Annotated in this window: 11 protein-coding genes and 1 pseudogene; 6 read left to right on the forward strand and 6 right to left on the reverse strand. The window is 37.6% G+C overall.

Annotated elements, in window-relative coordinates:
• The first annotated feature begins 358 nt into the window (after nt 1-358).
• Nucleotides 359-547 carry a hypothetical protein gene (locus F6K18_RS06475; protein ID WP_287519616.1) on the forward strand — a complete coding sequence of 63 codons (189 nt, stop codon included), beginning with the start codon at nt 359-361 and terminating at the stop codon, nt 545-547.
• A gap of 84 nt (nt 548-631) precedes the next feature.
• Here F6K18_RS06475 and F6K18_RS06480 read toward each other — a convergent pair whose 3' ends face one another.
• The gene (locus tag F6K18_RS06480; RefSeq protein WP_287519618.1) at nt 632-3,142 is read right to left on the reverse strand and encodes an arylsulfatase; all 2,511 of its coding nucleotides are present in this window, start codon (nt 3,140-3,142) and stop codon (nt 632-634) included.
• A 390-nt stretch (nt 3,143-3,532) separates the two neighbouring features.
• On the opposite strand from F6K18_RS06480, the gene F6K18_RS06485 reads away from it, so the two are divergent.
• A complete protein-coding gene (locus F6K18_RS06485; protein ID WP_287519619.1) occupies nt 3,533-4,600 on the forward strand; it encodes an AraC family transcriptional regulator in 1,068 nt (355 codons plus the stop codon).
• Between the two features lie 335 nt (nt 4,601-4,935).
• Here F6K18_RS06485 and F6K18_RS06490 read toward each other — a convergent pair whose 3' ends face one another.
• Entirely contained in the window at nt 4,936-5,802 is an 867-nt protein-coding gene (locus F6K18_RS06490; protein WP_287519621.1) for a sulfotransferase domain-containing protein, read from the reverse strand.
• A gap of 696 nt (nt 5,803-6,498) precedes the next feature.
• Between F6K18_RS06490 and F6K18_RS06495 the strand changes: the two genes are divergently transcribed.
• The 3 genes from F6K18_RS06495 (at nt 6,499) to F6K18_RS06505 (ending at nt 12,780) form a co-directional block, all read left to right on the forward strand.
• On the forward strand, nt 6,499-11,043 hold the full coding sequence (locus F6K18_RS06495; protein WP_287519622.1) for a caspase family protein: 4,545 nt from the start codon (nt 6,499-6,501) through the stop codon (nt 11,041-11,043).
• A 556-nt stretch (nt 11,044-11,599) separates the two neighbouring features.
• A complete protein-coding gene (locus tag F6K18_RS06500; RefSeq protein ID WP_287519623.1) occupies nt 11,600-12,343 on the forward strand; it encodes a hypothetical protein in 744 nt (247 codons plus the stop codon).
• Nucleotides 12,344-12,357: 14 nt separating this feature from the next.
• On the forward strand, nt 12,358-12,780 hold the full coding sequence (locus F6K18_RS06505) for a DUF488 domain-containing protein (protein WP_287519624.1): 423 nt from the start codon (nt 12,358-12,360) through the stop codon (nt 12,778-12,780).
• Nucleotides 12,781-13,057: 277 nt separating this feature from the next.
• On the opposite strand, the gene F6K18_RS06510 is transcribed toward F6K18_RS06505, so the two are convergent.
• The 4 genes and pseudogenes from F6K18_RS06510 to F6K18_RS06525 form a co-directional block, all read right to left on the reverse strand.
• Nucleotides 13,058-13,237 carry a hypothetical protein gene (locus F6K18_RS06510; protein WP_287519625.1) on the reverse strand — a complete coding sequence of 60 codons (180 nt, stop codon included), beginning with the start codon at nt 13,235-13,237 and terminating at the stop codon, nt 13,058-13,060.
• A 22-nt stretch (nt 13,238-13,259) separates the two neighbouring features.
• Nucleotides 13,260-14,087 carry a spondin domain-containing protein gene (locus F6K18_RS06515; RefSeq protein ID WP_287519626.1) on the reverse strand — a complete coding sequence of 276 codons (828 nt, stop codon included), beginning with the start codon at nt 14,085-14,087 and terminating at the stop codon, nt 13,260-13,262.
• A gap of 722 nt (nt 14,088-14,809) precedes the next feature.
• A pseudogene (locus tag F6K18_RS06520) lies at nt 14,810-15,852 on the reverse strand (IS701 family transposase).
• A gap of 136 nt (nt 15,853-15,988) precedes the next feature.
• Nucleotides 15,989-16,135 carry a tetratricopeptide repeat protein gene (locus F6K18_RS06525; RefSeq protein WP_287519627.1) on the reverse strand — a complete coding sequence of 49 codons (147 nt, stop codon included), beginning with the start codon at nt 16,133-16,135 and terminating at the stop codon, nt 15,989-15,991.
• A gap of 338 nt (nt 16,136-16,473) precedes the next feature.
• Here F6K18_RS06525 and F6K18_RS06530 point away from each other — a divergent pair, with 338 nt between their 5' ends.
• Nucleotides 16,474-17,388: a class I SAM-dependent methyltransferase gene (locus tag F6K18_RS06530; RefSeq protein ID WP_287519628.1), complete on the forward strand. Its 915-nt coding sequence runs from the start codon at nt 16,474-16,476 to the stop codon at nt 17,386-17,388.
• The last annotated feature ends 6 nt before the right edge of the window (nt 17,389-17,394 follow it).

Raw genomic sequence — 17,394 nt, forward strand, 5'->3', positions numbered from 1 at the left:
GTTTTTGGTTGTCTGTTTTTAACGATCGCCTGTTTTTGGTTGTCTGTTTTTAACGATCGCTTGTGAGTCCAATAGTCACTTTTAGCTGACTATTCTATTGCACCATTTTAGATGAAACAGTCCACTAGATATAGATAGCCTTGGGATGGCCTGTAGAGTTCCGAGCTAGCGATCGGGACTCTACAGTCTTAGCTGAATTAGAGTAGAACTGAGTTTAGTTAAAGATATCAGCAGCAAACATGAATCGGTCTAAGCTTATAGCAGTCAAAGCAAAGGGCGCTCCCACATCAAAACCCTAAACCCAAAAAACCAAGATTTTTCCTTCTGCCTCCCCCCTTCAAAGGGCAGGGTCAATTTATTGTCACGCCTAGAAAAAAGTAGGAGAGGTGTGGGAGGTGTGGGAGGTGTGGGAGGTGTGGGAGGTGTGGGAGGTGTGGGAGGAAAGTCCGCTTTTATTCATGCAACTTGGGATACCCCAAGACCTTATCCTCCCGATCCTCCTCATCCTCTCCACCCTCCCCACAAGCTTTTCAGCCGTTCCTTATAAGGGATAGCGCATCATCGGGGGGCAGGAGGAGAGATGCATAAGTGCCTTTTGCTATACAATTCTATTGCTACTTCAACGGAAGGCTTACTCTATGCAATCTTCTGATTCTGATTCTGAGCAAGGTGGTGGTTCAATGTCTATTGTCACTTGATCAATTGTGCCTCTGAACTTAAAAGGTGACTTATACTTATGAGTTACTGGTGTGAGTAAATCCATCCCTACATCTTGAGTTTCCAGAGAGAATCGTGCAGGTACAGTCTGTGTGATGTTATCAGTGCAATCATTGCTGTTGTTAGTGCAATCAGTAACTTGATTACCGTCGATGAAGAGGTTAACTGTAGCTGCTTTACCCGCACCATCTCCATAATCTCCTGAGTATTCAAACTTGAATCCTAGCTCAACATCACCAGTGGGAACATCTTCTTGAGAAACAACATCATAGTGGGTGCCAAGGAAGTTGTAGGTATAGTGGAGTTTTTTGTCCTTAATGTAGAAGCTATAGCCCCCCGTCTCTCCTCCGAGCGCCAGGATTACACCTTTAGGGCGTCTCTTAGGAATCGTTACCTCAGCAGTAACTTGATGAGATTTGCTTTTCACATCGGGTGCTGTCCCTTCTGGCAATCGAACCGCGCCTTCATAGAACTTGAAATGATAGCGTCCTGCAGTAAAACTGGGACGTAAATTAACATCACCTCGTTCAACAAAGCGATCGTCCAGAGGGAAAACATTATACTTACCTCCTTCAACGAGGAATAAGTCTTTGAGTTCCTCTAATTTATCAAGATAAACATCTTTTTCTTCTGACTCCGATTTGGATAAGTCGTCGTATTGAGAGAAATCATCCTTTAAATCGTACAGTTCCCACTCATCTTCATCGAAATCTTTAAGAGGTTCATCGCCAACTGGTTTAGCATGTATAGTTGATGCCATCCATTCGTGTTCTCCTTCGTCCTTGTATATGGCTCGATTCCCATACATCTCAAAATACTGAGTTTTATGAGTACCTTCAGCATTTTTCCCACTATCAAGTTTCTTACCAAAACCAAAGGTATAGGCTAAACTCACCCCTTCTATGGGCTGCTGTTGGATGCTGTTAACGATCTCTGGTTCCTGAATCCCAGTTACTTCCAGAATTGTCGGTGCGATATCAATAACATGGTGAAACTGGTCTCGGATCTCCCTTCTGTTTGGAGTCGGGCGAATAACCTCTGGCCATTTAATAATCATGGGATTGCGAGTACCGCCAAAATGGGAAGCTATCTCCTTTGTCCATTGAAAAGGCGCATCCGTAGCCCAAGCCCAGCCAATAGCGTATCCTGGCGAGGTTCCGCTGTCACGTCCACCCCAATCCTCTGCACACTCCTTGATTTCTTCAATGTTATAGCCCAGTCCGTTAAGATTTTTCATGGTGTTGCAAGTTCCATTCACACCACCGCCTGCTGAACCACCGTTGTCACCCACGATATAGATGATCATGGTGTTGTCTACTTCGTCTTCAGGAATAGCACGAAGAACACGACCTACCTCTACATCAGTGTATTCTAGAAAAGCCGCATAGATTTCCATCTCCTTGGCTAATGCCACATGAGCGCTGTCGTCGAAATCTTCCCAAGCAGGTATTCCTTCTGGGCGAGGGGTAAGTTCAGTCTCAGCAGGAATTATGTTGAGAGCTTTCTGACGATTGTAAATTTTAACACGCTCTTCGTCCCAACCGTCATCAAACACACCTTTGTATTTATCGCGATAGGAATCTGGTGGTTGGTGAGGTGAGTGGGTAGCACCGGGAGCAAAGTAAAGGAAGAATGGGCGATCTGGTGCAATTGAATGCTGATTGTTCATCCAACCAATTGCTTTATCGGCAAGGTCATGGGTGAGGTTGTAGTCCTCTTTTTTTCCATTGTACATCATTTTGGCGGGTGGATCGATGGGGTTCTCATTTTCATACAGTGCTGGATACCACTGGTCAGTTTCTCCACCAATAAATCCGTAGAAGTAGTCAAATCCTAAACCATTAGGCCAGCGGTCAAAGGGACCAACCATACTGGTTTGGTTATCAGGAACATTATGATTTTTGCCGAACCAAGCTGTGCTGTAGCCATTCTCTTTGAGGACTTCGGCAATTGTCGCTGTGCTTTTGGGAATCAAGCCTTTATAACCAGGATAACCTGTTGCCAGTTCCTGAATCACTCCAGAGCCGACTGAGTGGTGATTGCGTCCAGTTAGTAGAGCTGCACGAGTTGGTGCGCAGAGGGCAGTTGTGTGGAATCGATTATAAGTTATCCCTTCGTCTGCCAGTGTCTCTAGAGTAGGTGTTTTAATAGAGCCACCAAAGGTTTCTGAGGAGCCAAATCCCACATCATCCAAGAGTACAAGGACAATGTTAGGGGCATCTTCTGGGGCTTCAGGGGATTCCATAATTGACTTATCTGGCGGCCCGGAAGTTTCGTAAGTAACACCAATGTCACCCTGAAATTCTGGGTCTGGTTGTGGCAGAATTTCCTGAGCCAAGGCTGGTGGTACTAATACTCCTAGGGAAAAGATCAGTACCACTAGGAAATTGAGTAGTATTTTAAGTTTCAGTAAAGTTTCCTTCATACACTTAGTGTTGTGCTGTTAACATTTGGGTCTTTCATTGATTAGCTCTTTTATGACATCCTCTTGATTGAGCCTGTTCGTGCAGCATTGCTGCAGGCTAGGGCCGGAGGTCTCTACTGGGCTAATTCTTCAGGGCGGGGTGGAGAAAATTCCACACCACAAAAAAGCATTCATCCAAAGCCTTAATCAAAACAGGGTAGGTCAGTCCTACTCTGTTGTGCCATGAGGTAATTCAAAGACTTCAAAGATTAGTTTAGTGGTAAGCTCTCTCTGTGAACGATCGAAAATTATAACTTTCTAAGCTATACAAATTAAAAAAGAGGTATTTAATTTGTATGAGTTTTACTTATAATTTGTTTGATTATTTTTTTTTGATAGAGTGCTGCAAAAATGAGTGTGTTGAAGGATATAGACGATAGTAAAATTACCCAAGCTGAGGATACTTCGGGGACAGGCAATCATAAGATTGCCTCCAAATCTTTTACAGATGTGGATAATTTCAAAGAGTTTTTTGAGTATCAAAATAAGGAAATCATACAACTCACTCCCGGTTCTCTTCACGGTGAGTTTTTGTCGATTCAGGTTGGTGACATATTTTTCGTATATAATCAGGTGAACCAAGGGTTTCAATTTTCGGGTGATGGTACGAAGGGATACATATCTTTTGCGATAATTTGGTCTGAGAATGAAAGGGAATATTACTCCTTCTATCACTCTGTCAAACCTCAAAGGACTGTTTTTGGTTTCAATAACACTGAAGCACACGAAATATTTCCTCAAGGTGGAGCATTGACAAACATTGTCATCCCTGTTCAAACTTTTGATGCTTATGCAGACCAACTACAACGCCACGATCTAGACGATAGTTTCCGGAGCAAAAATCATGTGAATTTGCTTCTAACTGGGATGAAAGAAATTAAAGATTATCTCAAACAACTGATTTGGTTAGCAGTACACCAACCAAATTGGTTACAAAAACCTCATATTGAAAAACTGATTACTGATGATTTTCTTCCTTTGTTGATTAGTCAGATTCCCATTAAGTTAAATTCTAAGTCTTTCCTAAATCCTTCTCGAAGAGCAAAGTTGATTGCCCAAGCAGAGCCAAAAATGTTAGCACACTTGGAACAACCTCTGACCTTAAAACAACTAGCTCAACATTTAGGATCTAGCAGTTGTGCGTTATCTTTTGGTTTTAAAGACTTATTTGGGTTGAGTCCGATGCGCTATCTCAAGGTACGACGACTTAATGCAGTGCGACAATGCCTTAAGGCAAGGGAACCAGAAAATTGTACTATAGCTATTCTTGCTAGTGAATTTGGGTTTTACAGTCCCAGTCATTTTACTAGAGATTATAAAACCATGTTTGGGGAGTTGCCTTCAGAGACGTTAGCAAAACACTACAAAAGTTATGTAAATGTGTCAGCTAATAATAGTCTGCTCTACTTAATGACCTAAAATTATTTTTTTGAGTTAGCCCAAATTTTTGACGAGGCGAAAACCACCTTTAATCCCACATTCCGCACTTCAATTTGTAGCTCAAGAAGAAAAATGAATCATCATCAGAATTTGAGCCAACAAATTAAACAAATGGCGTTGGTAAAGCGCGTGTATGATATTAATCTTAATTATTGAGGAGTCAGGAGTCAGGAGTCAGGAGTCAGGAGGGAAGAAAGAAGAATAAAGAGGAATAGAAGGAGAAAATTTTTTGTTCGCGCTCTTATCCGGACAGGATATCATACCTCTTTTCACCAACGCCAAACAAATTAATTCTATAGAACATAATTCCAGCCCTACTCAAATTCAAATTCCAAACCATATTGTACCATTCTTGATTGATATAGAGCATCAAGAATCATATTCTCTTCTGAAGAAAAGTGGTTTTTCCAATCTCCGACTATTCCCTTACGCATATGTTTGGGAATACCTTCTCGCTGGGGAACCCAATCCAAATTAGCCTTCGGATTCATCGCCATTGCCGAAAATTTACTTGCAGCAACCACAGCATCCAGTACATCTGAAGTTAAGGGGATATCTATAAAGCTAGCAACATCGGTAACTACTTGAGCTAAATCCTTTTTCATATCTTCGTACTTGACAAACATCACATTATCTGAATTTTGGCTAACTTTCCACCACTCCCAAACGTGATCGAATATCAAGCCATAGGCAACTTTGCCTTCAACATATAGCTGAAAAAATTCCTTCCAACTACCCTCGTATCCCATTTTGCTGCAAGCATGATAATAATAGGAGACAGCATTGTCCTTTGGATTGCGAGCAACATAAATATATTTGGCTTTGGTTTTTCCAAACATTGGCATCAGAGACAAGGGTAAATGACTATGAAAATAACGGCGATCGCCACTATTTACGATCAAATTATCCAAACCTCCATAACGAGTTGCTGCACCTTCTAACCAAGGGATTGCTTCACTCAATACTTTGTCACCTTGCTCTCCATTGCTAGCAAGCAAGTGAACAATTTGCTCCATCCATGTCGTACCAGATTTAGGATAGGCTACTACAAACGTATCCCGATCGCCGACTCTAAAATCCTTAAGCGCATCCATTTCCTTCTGGGTAATGAACGCAGGAAAGACAATTAGACCTGGAGGGTTCTTAGCGTCCTTAACCAGTGCTTGCTTATATTGTGCCATGTGTTAAATCCTACTACTTGTTACCAAATCCCAACAACTTTGGGTAGTTGATATAACTAATTTTACCCAAATGGGTCGAGTTGGTTAACGCTGAGACGTTTTGATAATTTGATAATTTTATTTATTGGCGGGGATTTGTTATATCATGTCAGGTTGAACAGTTATAAATAAACGACGAAGGAGTCAGGAGACAGGAGACAGTAGGGTAGAAAGAAGAAGAAGAAGGAGAAAGAAGGAGAAAGTTTTTTTTATCACTAATTATCCGGACATGATATTACACAAAAGAGGATTAGACGGTATAAATAGCATCAAGAATAGTACAAATTAGTAGATACTCGTGAAGTCCAATCAGGAAAACCTCTGTAAGCAAGAGAAGTAAAAGTCACGAACAAAATCATTTCTTTTAACATTATCTTAAATCTTAAAACAAAGGAACTAGAGTCTCAATCGTGAATTTGATAATTTTGTACAACTTCACATAAAATTGCTATTATATCAAGTCTCGTTAATTAGAGATAATAAAAATGTGTTCTCTGATAAATTTCTTCCTATTCCCTATTCCCTATTCCCTGTTCCCTATTCCCTATTCCCTATTCCCTATTCCCTGTTCCCTAAAATTTTTTTTATTGTGGGTTTTTCAAGAGACATGATATTATAATAAACTGGCCAGTTATTAACTAAAATGGGCTACCGTGCATGAACCGAAAAGCATTAGTAGTGGGTATCAATTATTATCCTTTGCTCAAAGATAGCTCTGCTCAACCCCGAAACTTGATTAAACCAGCAGCAGATGCAGAGGCGATCGCTCAACTATTAGAAACCTATGGCAATTTTCAAGTGCAGCGCTTTCCAGGAGCTAATATAGAAGGTTCTTGGCAAGTAGATCCTCATCCTAAGATTAAAAACTGTGAAATAAATGCTTTGAAAGAAGCTATTTCTAAATTATTTAATCCTCTAGATAATGTTCCTGAAACTGCTTTATTGTTTTTTGTGGGAAATAGTTTATTAGATCAACAAGGAGGGGTACAAGAAGGATTTTTAGCAACCAGTGATACAAACCCTCAAAAAGGAAAATGGGGAATTTCACTACATTGGTTAAGTCAACTATTACAAAAATCTCCTGTTAAACAACAAATAGTATGGTTAGACTGTTACCATCAGGAAAAACAAATTGACTTCTTACAAACAAATCTTAGTAATATAGAATCAACTTATAATGATAGGTGTTATATTTTTGTTTCTCAAGAAATAGAAGTTTATACAACACAAATAACTTCAGAACATAGCTTTCTCACAAATTGTTTATTAGAAGCATTAGAACCAGAAAAATATCCAAATGTTTGCGTAACAAATTATAATTTAATAGACTATATAAATAAAAAACTAAATCTTTCTAATCTACATCCAGTCTTTAATAATTCTGGGAATGAAATTATTTTGACAGGGGAAAAAGAAGCTACAGAAAATCCAGACTTGACAGCCGGAGTTTGCCCTTATAAAGGACTAGCTGCATTTGAGTTTAACGATAAAGATTCTAAATATTTTTATGGTCGGAAAACTTTGACAAATATACTTTTAGAAAAGGTTCGTTCTCGGAATTTTTTGGCCGTAGTAGGGGCCGGTGGAATTGGTAAATCAAGTGTAGTAAAAGCAGGGTTATTATATCAACTTAAACTGGGGCAAAGATTGTCTGGGAGTAACACTTGGCCTATATTAATTATTAGACCAGGAGAACATCCTTTAAAAAATTTAGCAGCAGCATTTGTAGATTATCAACTACAGACATTGTTAACGCCGACAACAGAAGAAACAACAGCTCCAGAGGAAGAATCATTACAACTTTACACTACTAAAAAATTATCATCAACTTCTCAGCAGCATCAACAAAAAAAGCGACCGCCAAAATCATCTATTCCTTATCCACCTCCACCACCAGCACAAGAAACAAAAGGAACCCGTAGACGATCGCCAGAAAAAAGAAAGTCCGGTGTCACATCACCTCCTAAAATCAAAAATTCTCACAATGAAAACCTAGAGCAAGAGATCAAAAAGGCTGAAGTTGAACGTATAATTTATTCACCTATAGAAATCGAAGAGTTAATTAATCAGGGTGCTAGTGGGTTTAGACAAGTGTTGCAAAATACTCAAGCACCCAGAATAGTAATGGTAGTAGACCAGTTTGAGGAAGTTTTTACTCTGTGTTTAGATAAAATCGAAAGGCAGGAATTTTTTGACTGTTTGATGGGAGCAATAGACAAAAATTACCAAGATAACTCTCATGCTAGTACATTTCTGTTAATTATTAGTATGGGGGCAGAATTTTTAGGTAAATGCTTTGAGCAGGAATATTCTGGGTTAGCTAGGCAAATTCAATCTCATTTAGTGACGGTAACGCCGATGACTCGACAGGAGTTGCAACAAGCGATCGCCGCTCCAGTCAAACAAGTAGGTATAGAAATTCAGCCAGAATTAGTGGAGCAAATGATTGTAGATACAGAAAGTCACGGTAATTTACCATTATTACAATATACTCTAACGGAACTATGGCGACAGCGACGAATAGACCAATTTACTCTGAATCAATATATTAACTTAGGTGGTGTAAAAGGTTGTCTAGAAAAACAAGCTTATGCAACTTATCATTCCCTCAATGCTAGAGAGCGTCAGGTTGCCAAGCAGATATTTCTCAAACTCGTACAAATAAATGAAGATACGGTAGTAAGCTGCAAACGAGTATTAAAAACTGATTTAATTACCCCTCAACAATCATTAGCAGTTGTGAGTAAGATACTGAAAAAATTAGCAAAAGCCAGATTAATTATAACTACTAAATTCACAAACTATCAAAACACTAATCAAACAGTAACAGTAGTAGAATTAGCCCATAATACTATTATTCATCATTGGTCTCAGTTAAATTTTTGGGTAGAGTCAAACCGAGAGGCAATTAAACAAAAACCTGGTATGGAAGCTGATGCTCAAAGGTGGCTGAAAAAAGATAAATCAGACAAATACTTACTAAGTGGGCGCAAGTTAAGTTTAGCTGAAAGTTTATTAGAAAGTAATGCTGATAGTGCTTTTGTATCTGTATTAGCCAAAGAATTTCTCGAAAAAAGTATCAACCGCAAACGTTTTCAAAACAATTTTCGGATCGGAAGTATAATAGGATTAATTTTAATTTTAGGTGGGTTAAGTGGATTTTCCTTGATTAATTGGCAAGTGGCAGAAAAGGATAGATTAAATTCCCAACTTAATGCTTTGAGTTTATCCGCAGAAAATCAGTTTACTGCTAACCAACGCTTTGACGCTTTACTTACTGCTATCAAAGCTGGTACAAAGTTATACAATACCTCAGAAGTATCAGCAGATGTAAGAATGCGAGTTTTAATTGCTTTGCGCAAAACTGTTTATGGTGTGAGTACGCGCAGAACAATAGCAGAACATACACAACCAGTCAATAGCATCAGCTTAAGCAAGGATAGAAAAATAATTGCTTCTGCTAGTGATGATGCTACAATCAAACTCTGGAGTAACTCTGGGAAAGAATTAGCTACTTTAAAAGGACATCAGGGTGCGGTTTACAGTGTTGACTTTAGTCCTAATAGTAAAATGTTAGCTTCTGCAAGTGATGATGGTACTGTGAAACTCTGGAACCAGAATGGTAAAATATTAGTAACCATGAAAGGCCATCAAGGAGCAGTTAATAGTGTGAGTTTTAGTCCAGATGGAAAAGCGATCGCTTCTGGTGGCGTAGATGGAACGATTAAATTATGGAATCTTAAAGGGAAACTATTGAAGTCTATTCAAGCACACCAGGATAAAATTTACAGTGTCAGCTATGGTAAAGTATTAGCCTCTGCTAGTGAAGATAAAACGGTGAAGTTATGGAACTCTCAAGGCCAACAATTGGCTATTCTCAAAGGCTTTAAAGACAGAGTTTTGAGTGTAAGTGTGAGCCAAGATGGTAAAACTATTGCCACTGCTAGTTGGGATCATACTGTGAGAGTCTGGGGTATAGATGGTCAAAAAATGGGCACTCTCAAAGGTCATAAAAGTCCAGTAGTTAGCGTTAACTTTAGTGCTGATGGCAAAACTATTGCTTCTGGAAGTTCTGATGGAATAATTAAACTCTGGACTCATTATGGTCGAGAAATAGCAACTCTCAAAGGTCATAGTACCTGGGTTAGTAGTCTCAGTTTGAGTAATGATAGATTAACTCTTGCTTCTGCTAGTGCTGACAACACGATTAAACTTTGGAATCTTCAAGAACAAAAATTGCCTACTCTCAAAGGACACACCAGTTATATCACAGCTATTAGTTTTAGCCCAGATGCTCAGATGATCGCTACTGGGGGTTACGACCGGAGTGTAAAAATTTGGAGTCGAGATGGAGAGGAGTTAGCAAGTTTAAAAGGGCATAAACGCGGTATTTATAGCTTGAGCTTTAGTCCCGATAGTCAAACAGTGGCTTCTGCAAGTGCTGATGGAACAGGAATAGTTTGGAATTTAGCAGGTTTAGGAAATGCGACTCTTTCCGGGCATAAAGATCGGGTTTATAGTATTAGCTATAGTTTGGATGGTAAAATGTTGGCAACTGCTAGCTTAGATCAAACAATTAAATTGTGGAATATTCGCGGTCAACAACTATTGACTATTCCAGGAGGTATTGATGACCTGAGAACTGTGACTTTTAGACCAGATGGAAAAGCTATCGCTGCTGCTGGTTTTGGGAGTGAAAGTCAGGTTGTTCTGAAAATATGGAGCATAGAAGGTGAGGAACTAGGAAAGATTGAAGGGTTGTGTAATGTTATCAAGAAAGTTAGTTTTAGTGCAAATGGAAAAATTCTTGCTGTAGCTTGTTCTGATAATACAGTTAAATTATTAACTCCTGAAGGTCAAGCGATCGCTACTCTCAGAGGACATCAGGATCAAGTAAATAGTCTGAGTTTTACCCCTGATGGCAAAATTATCGCTAGTGGTAGTGATGACGGTACGGTGAAAATTTGGACTGTTGATGGTGAAGAGTTGGTGAGTCTAGCAGGTATTCGAGAAGGGGTAATGGATGTTAGCTTTAGTCCAGATGGTCAAATGCTCGGTGCGGTTGGTAAGGATCGGGTAGCAATATTGTGGAACTTTGATTTAGATAATTTATTGGCGCGGGGTTGTGATATTGTTCACGACTATTTGCAGAATAGTCCCGATGTTAAAGAAAGCGATCGGCTTCTTTGTGAAGGGATATAGTTATATCATGTCCGGTTGAACAATTATAAATAAACGACGAAGGAGTCAGGAGACAGGAGACAGGAGACAGGAGGGTAGAAAGAAGAAGAAGGAGAAAGTTTTTTTGATCACGCTCTTATCCGGACATGATATTATACCGTTTCACGGAAGTCGTAGGGGCGAAAGGCATTCGCCCTCACAAAAGTAAGATTTTACAGGATCAAACGTACAGGAGGAAGGAGAATTTAGAAAGATTTGCTAATAGCTGAAGATCAAACATTTTTTTATATCGAATTCAGCAGATTTGATCTGATTAGTAAATAGGATTTTTTTTCTTTATTTCTTTTTTAAAGCAGAGGGTTTCAACTTTAATTATTCGGTAATAAATTAAGATTGTATAATATGGAATTTAAAAAATACTAATTGCTACTAAAACATACCCTTCAATTAGTCAAAAATATCAAGAAACTGTCTGTACAGCAGGAATATTGCTGAGTGAAGATGAACAGCCTCTTGAGTGGATTAGAATTTATCCTATTCGCTTTCGACAATTGGATTTTGATAAGCGCTATCCTAGATGGTCTATGATTATGGCTTTATAGCAATGTGCGCTGGGATATTTACAAATTACAATAACTGTCCAATAGCTAAAAGCCTTATATTATCGGTTTTTTATTCCCCCTGTTGCCAGATGAGCTGTTGCCTGTTGCCTGCGCACAGCGCTATAATTGAAAAAAATGATCGAGATTATAGACCAGAAAGTTTTCGTATAAATGATTCTTCTATAGAGGTTTTGAGAAAAATTAAAACAAGTAATAATTGGGAGGAACGAAAAAAACTTTTACTGCCACTACAATTTAAGTCAATTAAAGAAATAAAAAATCAAGATAAATCATTAGGAATAATCAAGCAAAAAATTATTAAAAAATATTTTTTTCAGGAAACTGAACGTAATTGGAAACCAAAACAGCAAGCTGTATTAGATCAGTTAGATTTGTTTGAACCAACAGTAGAACTGGAAAAAATACCTTATAAGTTTGGATATGAGTTTATTGATGAAGATGGAGATAAACATCGCTATAGTATTAGTGACTGGGAAATTCAAGAGCTTTATCGAAAATGTCGAGATAAATCTTTGAGTTCGACTCAAATAGGAAAGGAAAAAGAAGCTGTAGAAAAAGTAAGACAAAAGCTAGAGGTTGAATTTATGAACAATAAAGACCTATACTTTATAGTAGGTAATTTAAAAAACTACAAAAATTATTTTATGATTATAGGCGTATTTTATCCTCCTATTATTACTCAATTAAGCTTGTTCTAAATAGAGAAAAAACAATGAATATTTCAGAGACATTTTCAAATAAATATATACTTACATTTGGCTATGGAAATCGTAAAGATTATAGTGAATTTTTAGAATACCTACAAAATTTTGATGTTAAGTGTGTGATTGATGTGAGGAAAAGTCCTCGTGCTTGGAGTCGCAAGTGGTATGGAGACAAAATAGAAAATCTTTGCCACTCCAAAAATATTCAATATATATCCAAAGTTTCTTTAGGAAATACATCAGGTAAAGCAAACTGGGTTTCACCTACCCCTGAAAAAGTAGATGCAGATTTGTCTGAAATTGCAGAAATTGTTACTCAAGGAAATATTTTATTACTATGTGCTGAACTAGATCCAGCTAGATGTCATCGAGTTGAAGTTGCGAATTGTTTGAATAAATTAATTTCAGCTCAAGTAAAGCATTTGAAATAATTAGATGTTATATCATGTCCGGTTTAATAGTTGAAATAATAGAGGAGTTAGAAGGGAAGAAGAGGAAGTTTTTTGGTCACTAATAGACATCTCCAAAAAACAAAAATAAAATCAATTTTTATCTATAAATTATCAATTACTCCCCTCCTGGGAGGGGGAGGGGCGAGGGGTGGGTTCCCTGTTCCCTGTTCCCTGTTCCCTGTTCCATCTGTTCTGGAGATGTCTAATTAAACGGATATGATATTACTTATTGGCGTTGGTGATTTGAGGTATGATATCATGTCAGGAGCAGAGCGCGATAGAACTCCGTTCCCTGCTCCGTGACCAAAAAACTTTCTCCTTCTACTGCTCTTTCTTCTTCTTTCTTCCCTCCTGACTCCTGTCTCCTGACTTCCCCTCCTGGGAGGGGGAGGGGCGAGGGGTGGGTTGACTCCTGAATAATTAAGATTAATATCATACACGCGCTTCACCAACGCCAACTATTTAAAAGATTTATGGAACAAATTTCCCAGTAATAAAAATCCACCAAAAGCAAATAATCCTAAAGTAGTTGTAGGTTCAGGTACTGATTCAATAGTTATCCGTGCGATCTGATAATCTGGAGCGGTAAAATCACCATTAGGTGCTGCTGCTAAAATATTACCACCTTCGAGAAAACCAGGGTGAAAGGTGACAACTCCATTTTCATCCACACCTGTGTTAGGAGTCGCTTGAGCAAGAGCTGCAGTATTGCCTGGTATTTCGTCATTGACCTCTGTACCTGCATCCCACACTCGATCGCCAGTAACAATAAAATCAGCACCCAAGAATTTGCCATCTTCATCAAAAATTCTTATCCCTAATGGGTTTTCGTTAGCAATAAAAGCATCGTTACTTGGTAAACCCATTGCTCCGTAACTGAAATAGCGACTGCTAGCTAGACTACCATCTAGAGTAAATGTCATAGAAGCGCGATCGCCAGCAGTAAGCACCTGAAATGGTCCTGTTGGGCCTAATATTGTAGTTTGAGTCTCCCCTGCGCCACTATTAGCAAAAGCAGTGCTGATCAGTCCTGTATTAGCATCTTCTGCTAATGCTTCGAGATATGCGGGTGCTGGTTGGTTTAAGTCAAAAATGTCGAAGTTGCCATCGTGAAAACCTACCCATAATGGAGAGAAAAAGAAACCATTAGTGGGGGCAACATTTTCTACTGTAACTTTTAATCTTGCTGCTGTTGCTGTAGATGTCATAGCAAAGGTGGAAGTTACCGCTATTGCTGTGGCGATCGCTCCACGAATATTCAGCCAAGTCTTACTATTTATATTCATTATTTTTTCCCAATCAAATTATTTATCTCTCCGTTAAATTTCAGATGAGAGCTTAAATTAGATAATAAGAGCTAAATATTTTTTTGTCTTGCTAATTCTTGCGGTCTATATTACATTCTTGCTGAAAATTATCTTAATTCTCTAACCTTCTTAATTTCTTCAGGACTTACGCAAAGCCACTACATATAGTAAATTAAAACTATAGCACTATGGTATAGCAATTCTCATATTGGTGAGGTACGCGCATTAGTTTGTTTTAGGGAATAGGGAGTAGGGAGTAGGGAGTAGTAATTCGATCAACAGGGGATAGAAAAAAAAGAAAAACAACTGTATCTCACTAATTTGAGAAACACTATATATATAGTTTTTTTACCATAAAAATGTGTAAGTCCTGTTCTTTTTATTATCATCTTTTATTAGAAATAATTTTCAGCTTAAATCAGACTGTTTTCTGAATAAAAAAAACTGACTGCTAATAGCTGAATGCTGACAAAAATTCTATAAAGGATTGCTGGTATTTGTGTTTTTATAGCAGCAGATAGGAGCGGTCTTATTGATATTTTGTCCATTGTTTGAGAGTTAATTTCACTTGCTCGGAGAATCGAACCGCCCACCGATTATACAGATTCCTATTTAGGCGATTGCTGACGCAAAGCTCCGCTAACGCTTGAAAATTTATAGCTATCACCCAGCCTTGCTCATTCTAAACAATCCATACAAACTTAAACAACTATCATTTTAATTGTAGGATATTTGAGTTCAGATACGCTTATATTTGGATAATAATTGATGTTTTAGTTGATCAATAGTTTTTCCCCCATGGATTTGCCATTTTTTTCCAATGATTCCACACCAACATAGCACAAGCAATATGATTTTTTTGAATTTTTCCTCGACGACATTGGCAAAACTCCAGCCCTGTTAGCTGTTTAATTCTGGCGTGAAACTCCTCAATTTTCCATCTAGGTGCGAATCTCAAAATCAACGTCATCTGTACTCTTATGAGTCAGGTCGTTAGTAGCAATATATTCTGTTCTGTTGGCGGAAACAGTAACCCAAAATAATTGGATTTTTTTATCTCTAGGAAAGCCTTTAATCTTAATAATTTTTCCTGATACTAATTCCCAGTCATTCTATGTTAATTCTTCCATTTTTTGATATTTTTTTTACACCCCCAGTATCGTCTACGCGCGGAATTACTTTTCAATGAAAAATAGTAAATTTCACCTAAGTCATCTATTAAAACCATAAGTCTTTGGGTTGGATTCCAGCCCTCCATTAATACTTTTTTTACTGGTATTTTCTTCTGTTTTACCACATCAATCATCATTTATTTTACATAATCTATTTTACTCTTTTCATCACTCTCTGGAGCATAAATACGATAATCGCGAAATCCAGAATCTTTCTATTTGAGGATTAAAATATAAGCAGTTAACTATTCCTATTCCACGGACTACCCTATGTTCGTTACCGTTATACTGACCTCGGACAAGTTCTATTTTTTGGGAGTATTCTTTATTAAGAACTGTATTATTAATGCAGCAAATAACCATCTTCAGAAGTTACAATTTCCTCCCTGACATTTTGCCACAAATTTTATGCTGCTAAATCAATATTTTTTAAGTAACGATTAATTTGATTGCTGACGCAAAGCTACGCTATTGTGGCTCACTGTTTCTAGATGGTCAGCAAGGTTTGTGAGAGTGTGATTTTTGTGACTACTTATTAAATACTGACAATATTTTATATAATTAAAGTTTATTCTCAAAGTGTTGACAAATAGTTGGTTTCATACTAATCTAGTATCACAACTAAAGTAATTTAAGTTCAAATTTTAAGTTTTTTATATTTTGTTTTTCAAGCGATAGCCAATATAGATAAACCTTTAAGGGTATGCACTATATATAGTGTCTTTGCGTAAGTCCTGACCAAGAAAAATTAGGATTCAACTCAATTGCTTGATAGTACAGAGCGATCGCTTGCTCTAGCTTTCCTTGGCGTTTGAGTTGATTAGCTTCGACAAAATATTGTGTGTTAATAGTCATAATAATATCGAATAAATATTTTTTTTGGTTTTTGAACAATTTTTAGCTAAGTTGTAATAGAACTAGAGAAATGTTAGCATTATCTAGCTTATCCTGTTCATAAATTCATCAAAATATATGAGTGAAAACGCTATAGTTGAAATTTTAGATATCCATCGCGCTGAAGTTGATACAGAAACATTATGGGGGGATACATAGCTGCCTTGCCTTCACAGTAAATCTCCCTTCTAAACCGGATTTAGTATTAGCCATGACTTTGCTCAATCATAAAAATTGAAAAAATCTCAAACTTGAATTTAATATCAAGAGGATAAAACCTACGATGGAAAACAATCGAAATGAACAACAAAGATAAAATAGCATCTCATTGGTCTGGTGTGACTAAAAAAAGCCAGCAAAGCCAAAATCTGCGATTGAGATGGTGGCAAAGTCCACATATAATTAAGCACATAAATAAAAAAGTTATAGGTTCACCAATAGATGGGTTCTCTCAAGGTATTACTCAGAGAGCTAAAGAAATTGCAGGCGATCGCTATCCTTTTTCTTGTGGCATATCTGTAGGGTGTGGAAACGGGCAAAAAGAAATTACTTTAGTTTGTCAAGGTCTGGTTTCTTCTTTTCAACTTTACGAGGTTTCTAAAGTTAGAATTGAGCAAGGTAGGAGACTAGCAGCTAGGTTTGGTGTAGAAAACAAAGTAACTTTTATTCAAGGTGATGCTTTAGAAATTATTAGAGAAAAAGAATGTTTTGATTTTGTTCACTGGAACAACTCTCTTCACCATATGTTAGATGTAGAAGCAGCTATTAAATGGAGTTATGAAGTTCTCCAAAAAGGGGGAATGTTTTATATGGATGATTATGTGGGTCCTAATAGAATGCAGTGGTCTGATAAAATGTTAGAAGTTGCTTCTCAAGTTAGAAGTATTTTACCAGAAAAATATTTAGCTAATCCCAGAAACCCCAGTCAGTTACTGCCAAAAACTCTGACTAGAAATAGTATCGAACGTATGATTCAAATCGATCCTTCAGAAGCAGCAGATTCAGAGAGAATTATTGATAGTATAAAAAAGTATTTTCCTCAAGCTGAAATAACTATTACTGGTGGGGTAGTTTACCATTTAGCTTTGTCTGATATTCTCCATAATTTTGATGAATCAAAAGATAAATATTTGTTAGACTTTTTAATGCTTATAGATGATTTGTGTTCGGAATTAGGTGAAACTCATTATGCAACTGCAATTGCTATTAAATAAGCAAAA

It is taken from the genome of Okeania sp. SIO2C2 (genome assembly GCF_010692625.1).
Lineage (GTDB): Bacteria > Cyanobacteriota > Cyanobacteriia > Cyanobacteriales > Microcoleaceae > Okeania > Okeania hirsuta.

Coding starts and splice junctions, on each gene's coding strand:
- F6K18_RS06515 (WP_287519626.1), bottom strand. CDS start 14,087: ATGAATATAAATAGTAAGACTTGGCTGAATATTCGTGGAGCGATCGCC.
- F6K18_RS06485 (WP_287519619.1), top strand. CDS start 3,533: ATGAGTGTGTTGAAGGATATAGACGATAGTAAAATTACCCAAGCTGAG.
- F6K18_RS06510 (WP_287519625.1), bottom strand. CDS start 13,237: ATGATATTAATCTTAATTATTCAGGAGTCAACCCACCCCTCGCCCCTC.
- F6K18_RS06530 (WP_287519628.1), top strand. CDS start 16,474: ATGAACAACAAAGATAAAATAGCATCTCATTGGTCTGGTGTGACTAAA.
- F6K18_RS06500 (WP_287519623.1), top strand. CDS start 11,600: ATGGTCTATGATTATGGCTTTATAGCAATGTGCGCTGGGATATTTACA.
- F6K18_RS06505 (WP_287519624.1), top strand. CDS start 12,358: ATGAATATTTCAGAGACATTTTCAAATAAATATATACTTACATTTGGC.
- F6K18_RS06525 (WP_287519627.1), bottom strand. CDS start 16,135: ATGACTATTAACACACAATATTTTGTCGAAGCTAATCAACTCAAACGC.
- F6K18_RS06495 (WP_287519622.1), top strand. CDS start 6,499: ATGAACCGAAAAGCATTAGTAGTGGGTATCAATTATTATCCTTTGCTC.
- F6K18_RS06490 (WP_287519621.1), bottom strand. CDS start 5,802: ATGGCACAATATAAGCAAGCACTGGTTAAGGACGCTAAGAACCCTCCA.
- F6K18_RS06480 (WP_287519618.1), bottom strand. CDS start 3,142: ATGAAGGAAACTTTACTGAAACTTAAAATACTACTCAATTTCCTAGTG.